The sequence below is a fragment of the Streptomyces sp. PsTaAH-137 genome, from assembly GCF_003259365.1.
GTDB lineage: Bacteria > Actinomycetota > Actinomycetes > Streptomycetales > Streptomycetaceae > Streptomyces.
On record NZ_QLLY01000012.1, the window covers coordinates 1 to 5,078 of the forward strand.

Annotated in this window: 5 protein-coding genes; all 5 read right to left on the reverse strand. The window is 72.2% G+C overall.

Annotated features, from left to right (window positions below; translation table 11 throughout):
• The coding region (locus tag K377_RS25445; protein ID WP_111665840.1) for an adenosylhomocysteinase at window positions 1–967 on the reverse strand (967 nt) is incomplete at its 3' end.
• Window positions 968–1,258: 291 nt separating this feature from the next.
• A complete protein-coding gene (locus tag K377_RS25450) occupies window positions 1,259–2,242 on the reverse strand; it encodes a cation diffusion facilitator family transporter (RefSeq protein ID WP_111665841.1) in 984 nt (327 codons plus the stop codon).
• A gap of 92 nt (window positions 2,243–2,334) precedes the next feature.
• Complete coding sequence (gene manA, locus K377_RS25455) at window positions 2,335–3,486, reverse strand: mannose-6-phosphate isomerase, class I (RefSeq protein ID WP_111665842.1); 1,152 nt, start codon at window positions 3,484–3,486, stop codon at window positions 2,335–2,337.
• A gap of 80 nt (window positions 3,487–3,566) precedes the next feature.
• Window positions 3,567–4,697 (reverse strand): SIS domain-containing protein, encoded by a 1,131-nt coding sequence (locus K377_RS25460; protein ID WP_111665843.1) that lies wholly within the window; start codon window positions 4,695–4,697, stop codon window positions 3,567–3,569.
• Window positions 4,698–4,728: 31 nt separating this feature from the next.
• Window positions 4,729–4,899 (reverse strand): Trm112 family protein, encoded by a 171-nt coding sequence (locus K377_RS25465; protein WP_111665844.1) that lies wholly within the window; start codon window positions 4,897–4,899, stop codon window positions 4,729–4,731.
• Window positions 4,900–5,078 lie beyond the last annotated feature (179 nt).

The following is a 5,078-nucleotide window of genomic DNA, read 5'->3' on the forward strand; positions in this document are numbered from 1 at the left end:
CCTTGTCGACGACCTCGTCCAGCGTCGCGACCTGGAAGCCGTCCATCGCCGCCTGGAGCGCGCAGATCGGGTCGATCTCCGTGACGATCACGCGGGCGCCCTGGCCGCGCAGCGACTCCGCGGAGCCCTTGCCGACGTCGCCGTAGCCGCAGACCAGAGCGGTCTTGCCGCCGATGAGGACGTCCGTGGCGCGGTTGATGCCGTCGATCAGCGAGTGGCGGCAGCCGTACTTGTTGTCGAACTTCGACTTCGTCACCGCGTCGTTCACGTTGATCGCGGGGAACAGGAGGGAGCCGTCGCGCTGCATCTCGTACAGGCGGTGGACACCGGTCGTGGTCTCCTCGGTCACGCCGCGGATCTCCGAGGCGAGCTGGGTCCACTTCTGCGAACCGTTGGAGATCGTGTCGTTCAGGAGCTGGAGGATGACGCGGTGCTCGTCGGACTCGGCGGTGTCGACCGAGGGGACCTTGCCGTCCTTCTCGTACTCGACGCCCTTGTGGACGAGGAGGGTGGCGTCACCACCGTCGTCGAGGATCATGTTCGGGCCGCCGGTGGGGGTGTTCGGCCAGGTCAGCGCCTGCTCCGTGCACCACCAGTACTCCTCCAGCGTCTCGCCCTTCCAGGCGAAGACCGGGACGCCCTGCGGGTTGTCCGGCGTGCCGTTCGGGCCCACCGCGATGGCCGCGGCGGCGTGGTCCTGCGTGGAGAAGATGTTGCAGGACGCCCAGCGGACGTCGGCGCCGAGCGCGACGAGGGTCTCGATGAGGACGGCCGTCTGGACCGTCATGTGGAGGGAGCCGGTGACGCGAGCGCCCGCGAGGGGCTGCGCCTCGGCGTACTCCTTGCGGATCGCCATCAGGCCGGGCATCTCGTGCTCGGCGAGGGTGATCTCCTTGCGGCCGAAGGCGGCCAGGGAGAGATCGGCGACCTTGAAGTCCTGGTCCTGTCGGTTGGCGACAGAAGTCATAAGTGAGCTGCTCCTCGGTGCAGTTGCAGATGGTCGAGGTGGGCTTCGTCCGCATGCCGACCGGGTGGAGGCATGCGTGGCTGGTCTGCGGGCGTCGGCGGACACAGGTGTCCCGTCGATACTCGCAGCGCAGTCCGTCGGAGGCCCTCTCTCCCTCGGCCGGCCCGTCGTGCGGGCCGCCCGACCGCCATCAGCAGCGACGTCTGGCTCGTGACAAAGCTACACCGATCGGCCCAGTCGGCCCTACCCCGTCTCGGTATCGGGGGTCGGGCCGACGGCGTACGAGGGCGTTCAGTGCCCCGGCGTCGGGTTCGGCGTCGGGCCGCCGGGGGCGGCCTCCGGGTCGGCGCCCCTGGCGGCCTCGGACTCGCTGTAGATGTCGGGCTCGAGGTAGATGACCCGGGCGATCGGCACAGCGGCGCGGATGCGGGCCTCGGCTTCGTTTATGGCGCGGGCCACCTCGGCGGCCGTGTCGTCGTGCTGGACGGCGATCTTGGCCGCGACGAGGAGTTCCTCGGGACCGAGGTGGAGCGTGCGCATGTGGATCAGGCCGGTGACGGTGTCGCCGTCGACGACGGCCTGCTCGATCTTGGCGACCTCCTCCGCGCCCGCGGCCTCGCCGAGGAGCAGGGACTTGGTCTCCAGGGCGAGGACGATGGCGATGGCGATCAGCAGCAGACCGATGCAGAGCGTGCCGATGCCGTCCCAGACGCCGTCGCCGGTGCCGAGGGTGAGGCCGACGCCGCCAAGGGCGAGCACGAGGCCGATCAGGGCGCCGAAGTCCTCCAGGAGGACGACCGGCAGCTCGGGGGCCTTGGCGCGCTTGATGAACTGGCTCCAGGTCAGCTTGCCGCGCAGCTGGTTGGACTCCTTGATGGCCGTACGGAAGGAGAAGCCCTCGGCGATGATCGCGAAGACGAGGACGCCGACCGGCCAGTACCAGTGCTCCAGCTCGTGCGGGTGCTTGATCTTCTCGTAGCCCTCGTAGACGGCGAACATGCCGCCGACCGAGAAGAGCACGATGGAGACGAGGAAGGCATAGATGTAGCGCTCGCGGCCGTAGCCGAAGGGGTGTTGCGGGGTCGCCTCGCGCTGGGCCTTCTTGCCTCCGATGAGGAGCAGGGCCTGGTTGCCGGAGTCGGCGAGCGAGTGGACGGCCTCGGCGAGCATCGACGAGGAGCCGCTGAAGAGGAACGCCACGAACTTCGATGCCGCGATCGCGAGGTTGGCGGCCAGTGCCGCCACGATCGCCTTTGCTCCGCCTGAAGCACTCATGTGGTTCCTGGTGTCCCTTCGAGGTTGTGCCTATGCGTCTGTCCCGTGCAGCGGTGGGTCATTGTTGCAGCACGGGACGGCACAGGGGTCTCTCAGGCCACGACGGTCGCGCGGAAAACCGTTCCCACTCCGGACACTTCGGTCTTTTCGTCCGCCGGGACGAAGACGGATCGGCCGGGGGTGAGGTCGAGGTCGCCCGCCCGGACCGTGCCCGCGGTGCAGAGCAGGATCTGCGGGGTCGGCGCGGTCAGGTCGTGGGTCGCGCCGCCTTCGGGCAGCACGTAGCGCGAGAGGCGGAACTCGTCGATCGGGGTGTCGTACAGCTCCTCGCCGTCGGGCGACGCCTCGGGGCGCAGGACGCCGGGGTCGCTCGCCTCGAAGCGGACGATGCGCAGCAGTTCGGGGACGTCCACGTGCTTGGGGGTGAGGCCGCAGCGCAGGACGTTGTCGGAGTTGGCCATGATCTCGACGCCGAGGCCGTCGAGGTAGGCGTGCGGGACGCCCGCGCCGAGGAACAGTGCCTCTCCCGGCTGCAGTCGCACGTGGTTGAGGAGCATCGCGGCGATCACGCCCGGGTCGCCGGGATAGTGGTGGGCGATGCCCGCGTACGGCTCGTACACACCGCCGATGCGCTGGGCGGCGGCGGTCGCCTCAGTGACGGTCGCCGTCATCTCGGCGCGGTCCGCGGACAGCACGGCGGTGAGGACCTCGCGCAGCGCGGCCTCCTCGGGCTCGGCGCGCAGCAGGTCCACGTACGGCTTGAGGCTGTCGACGCCGAGCCCTTCGAGGAGCCGGGCCGACTCCTCGGGGGCGCGGAAGCCGCACAGGCCGTCGAACTCGGTGAGCGCGCAGATGAGTTCGGGCTTGTGGTTGGCGTCCTTGTAGTTGCGGTGGGGGGCGTCGATCGGGACGCCCCGCTTCTCCTCCTCCTCGTACCCCTCCTTCGCCTGTACGAGGTCGGGGTGGACCTGGAGCGAGAGGGGGGCGCCGGCGGCGAGCAGCTTGAGGAGGAAGGGGAGACGCGGGCCGAACTTGGCGGTCGCGCGGGCGCCGAGTTCCTGCTCGGGGTGGGCCTCGATGACCTCGTTCAGCGGGCCGCGGCCGGTGCCGGAGGGGGCGCCGGGGTGGGCGCCCATCCACATCTCGGCCTGGGGTTCGCCGGTCGGTTCGGCGCCGATGAGCCGCGGGATGGCGGTGGTGGAGCCCCAGGCGTAGGGGCGGACGGTGTTGGTGAGGCGGTCCATGACGTGTGTGTTCTCCGTACGCGGTCCTGGTCGGGTGGGCCGGCGCGTGCGGCCGGGCCGGGGACAGGGTCGGCTCCGGGTCACGTACCGGAGGCGAGGCCCAGGTAAACGGCGGCGAAATCCGTGACGGCGATCAGCTCCGCGAGGGTCTCCAGGTCGCTGCCCTCCTCGGGCTCCAGCTCGCTGATGGCGGTGCCGTGCGACAGCGCGAGTTCGCGGGCGGCCGGGGCGGCGCTGAGGCCGCCGGTGGGGCGGTCGCGGAGCAGGACGACGCGGGCGCGCAGGGCCTGGGCCTCGTCGACGCGGTCGCGGAAGAAGTCGTCGGGGTCGGCGCCCGCGGCGAGGTCGCTCGCGAGGAGCGCGCCGTGGGCGGGCAGCGCCTCGGGCAGGTCGGCGGCGAGCGCCGGGCGGCCGGCCAGCTCGGCGAGCGCGGCGGCGAACCGGCGTCCGGCCGGGCCCGCGGCCGCGCCCTCGGTCCAGATCAGCGGCAGCGAGTCGGCCAGCTCGGAGGCGAGGGTCTTGGCCGGGTTGCCGTAGGTGGCGATGGCGGGGCCACAGCGTTCGGCGGTGCGGTCGAGGCGGTCGGCGACCTTCTCCAGGTCCTCCGGGGGCGCGCTGAGCAGGCCGGTGCGGTCGAGCAGCGCGAGCAGGGGCGTGAGCAGGGCCCACAGGGAGCCGGGGGCGGAGGCCGCGACGGGGCTCTCCTGCTCGTCGTACGGGGCCGTGGCCATCGGTACGTACAGGCCGTGGGCGCCGGCCACGGTCTCGGTCAGCGGGGCGCCGGAGGGGCAGACGGCGACGACCGTGACGCCGCGGCGGTACGCCTGTTCGACCAGGAGGGAGAGGCTGGGCTCGCCGCCGTCCGGGGTGACGATCAGCAGCAGGTCGACGGAGCCGGCCCAGCCGGGCAGTTCCCAGCGCAGGGCGCCGGAGGCGGGGGCGACGCCGGTGGAGCGCAGCCGGACGACCGGGCAGGCCGAGCCCGCCAGGCGGCCGATGAACTCCGCGACGCCGAGGGCCGCGGTGCCGGGGCCCGCGATCAGGACGGCGCGCGGACGGCCGTCCGGCTTCAGTTCGGCGATACCGGCCTCGGTGGCGTGCCGGGCGGCGGTGCGGACGCGGGCGCCTGCCTCGGCGGCGCCGCGCAGCAGGCCGCGGCGGTCGGCCCGGGCCAGCGCGTCCGGGTCGTCCAGGAGCGTTTCGTCGAACATGGCGCGGGCCTCCGGGGGCGTCTTGTGCGGGTTACGCGGGGCGGCGGGCCTCGTCGACGAGCAGGACGGGGATGCCGTCGCGGACCGGGTAGGCCAGGCCGCAGTCCTTGGAGGTGCAGATCAGCTCGGCTTCGGCCTCCTTGAGGGGGGCGTGGCAGGCCGGGCAGGCGAGGATCTCCAGGAGGCCGGCTTCGAGCGGCATGAGGGGTCCCTTCGGGGTTGCGGGTGCCTTGTGTGCGGCCTGGTCAGGGTACCGCCGGGGCGTTGGGGCTGGTCGCGCAGTTCCCCGCGCCCCTTCTTTTGGGTTGTCGGCCGGGTGCGGGCCGGTGGCCGCTTCTCGCGCAGTTCCCCGCGCCCCTTTTTGGGTTGTCGGCCGGGTGC

What these genes read in the sequence shown, in the direction of transcription:
- K377_RS25450 (WP_111665841.1), bottom strand. Translation starts at nt 2,242, where the DNA reads ATGAGTGCTTCAGGCGGAGCAAAGGCGATCGTGGCGGCACTGGCCGCC.
- manA (WP_111665842.1), bottom strand. Translation starts at nt 3,486, where the DNA reads ATGGACCGCCTCACCAACACCGTCCGCCCCTACGCCTGGGGCTCCACC.
- K377_RS25460 (WP_111665843.1), bottom strand. Translation starts at nt 4,697, where the DNA reads ATGTTCGACGAAACGCTCCTGGACGACCCGGACGCGCTGGCCCGGGCC.
- K377_RS25465 (WP_111665844.1), bottom strand. Translation starts at nt 4,899, where the DNA reads ATGCCGCTCGAAGCCGGCCTCCTGGAGATCCTCGCCTGCCCGGCCTGC.